This is a genomic window from Corynebacterium sp. HMSC076C10, assembly GCF_001812455.1.
Lineage (GTDB): Bacteria > Actinomycetota > Actinomycetes > Mycobacteriales > Mycobacteriaceae > Corynebacterium > Corynebacterium jeikeium_D.
Window position 1 is genome coordinate 1 of the sequence record NZ_KV809147.1, and the last position, 1,468, is coordinate 1,468.

Sequence of the window (1,468 nt, forward strand, 5' to 3'; positions counted from 1 at the left end):
TTGAAGGCATGTTAGAGTTTGGGGCATGTCGAGTCCCGAATCAGACAGGTCAGGGGTTGTCGGTCACACCGCCAGCCCCTTGAACCACTAGTTACGACGCCCACGATCTGTGTGGGCGTATGTCTGGCGTACCCGGGGCGCTGGCCGTGGTGACAAGAAGAACCATTTCTTGATCTCACACCTCGGAGTACTCGATGCCTTTTGCCCTCTACATGCTTGCCCTGGCGGTCTTCGTCATGGGCACTTCAGAATTCATGCTCGCGGGATTGCTCCCCGCGATCGCGACCGAACTTGACGTCTCGGTCGGCACTGCGGGCCTGCTGACCTCCGCATTCGCAGTCGGTATGGTCGTCGGCGCGCCAGTGATGGCGGCATTCGCTCGCCGTTGGCCACCGCGGCTCACATTGATCGTTTGCCTTCTCGTGTTCGCGGGAAGCCACGTCATCGGAGCGATGACACCAGTGTTCTCTCTCCTGCTCATCACCCGGGTGCTCAGCGCTCTCGCAAACGCAGGATTCCTCGCCGTAGCACTGAGCACGGCCACTACCCTCGTGCCAGCGAACCAGAAGGGGCGTGCACTGTCGATCCTGCTCTCCGGCACGACGATCGCAACCGTCGTGGGCGTCCCCGCCGGGGCACTGCTCGGCACAGCGCTGGGCTGGCGAACGACGTTCTGGGCGATCGCCATCCTCTGTATTCCCGCGGCCGTTGGAGTCATTCGTGGCGTCACGAACAATGTTGGTCGGAGCGAGACTAGCGCGACCTCACCAAGGCTCCGTGTCGAGCTCAGCCAGTTGGCGACGCCGCGGCTCATCCTGGCCATGGCACTCGGAGCGCTGATCAACGGAGGGACCTTTGCGGCATTCACCTTCCTGGCACCCATCGTGACCGAGACCGCGGGCTTGGCCGAAGCGTGGGTGTCCGTCGCGCTGGTGATGTTCGGCATCGGATCGTTCCTTGGCGTCACGATCGCAGGACGACTATCAGATCAACGACCTGGCCTCGTGCTCGCAGTCGGCGGACCGCTATTGCTGACAGGCTGGATCGTGTTGGCAGTGGTCGCATCTCATCCCGTTGCGCTTATCGTCCTCGTCCTCGTTCAGGGATTCCTGTCGTTCGGCGTCGGCAGTACTCTGATCACGCGTGTGCTGTATGCAGCATCGGGTGCGCCAACGATGGGCGGTTCGTACGCAACCGCAGCATTGAATATCGGAGCTGCAGCGGGGCCCGTGCTTGGTGCGCTCGGGCTCGCGACCGGGCTGGGGCTGCTCGCGCCGGTTTGGGTCGCTTCGGTGCTGACAGCGATCGCTCTCGTCATCATGCTTCTCACCAGACGCGCGCTTACGAAGACCGCGGCGGAGGCCAATTGATGACCCATCCGAACGCTCTTCTCACTCCTCGTGCCCGTCTCCGGTTAGCTCGGCTGATTGTCGAAGACGGCTATCCGGCCACGATCGCCGCAAAGATG

General features: G+C 62.5%; 2 protein-coding genes and 1 pseudogene. All 3 read left to right on the plus strand.

Annotated features, from left to right (window positions below; genetic code table 11):
* Positions 1-119: 119 nt before the first annotated feature.
* The gene (locus HMPREF2857_RS11435) at positions 120-173 is read left to right on the plus strand and encodes a chloramphenicol resistance leader peptide (protein WP_011113070.1); all 54 of its coding nucleotides are present in this window, start codon (positions 120-122) and stop codon (positions 171-173) included.
* A gap of 21 nt (positions 174-194) precedes the next feature.
* Positions 195-1,370: a chloramphenicol efflux MFS transporter Cmx gene (cmx, locus tag HMPREF2857_RS07505; RefSeq protein WP_005297378.1), complete on the plus strand. Its 1,176-nt coding sequence runs from the start codon at positions 195-197 to the stop codon at positions 1,368-1,370.
* Positions 1,370-1,468, plus strand: a pseudogene (locus tag HMPREF2857_RS10960) (IS481 family transposase); the annotation flags it as partial. The gene cmx and the pseudogene HMPREF2857_RS10960, both read left to right, overlap by 1 nt.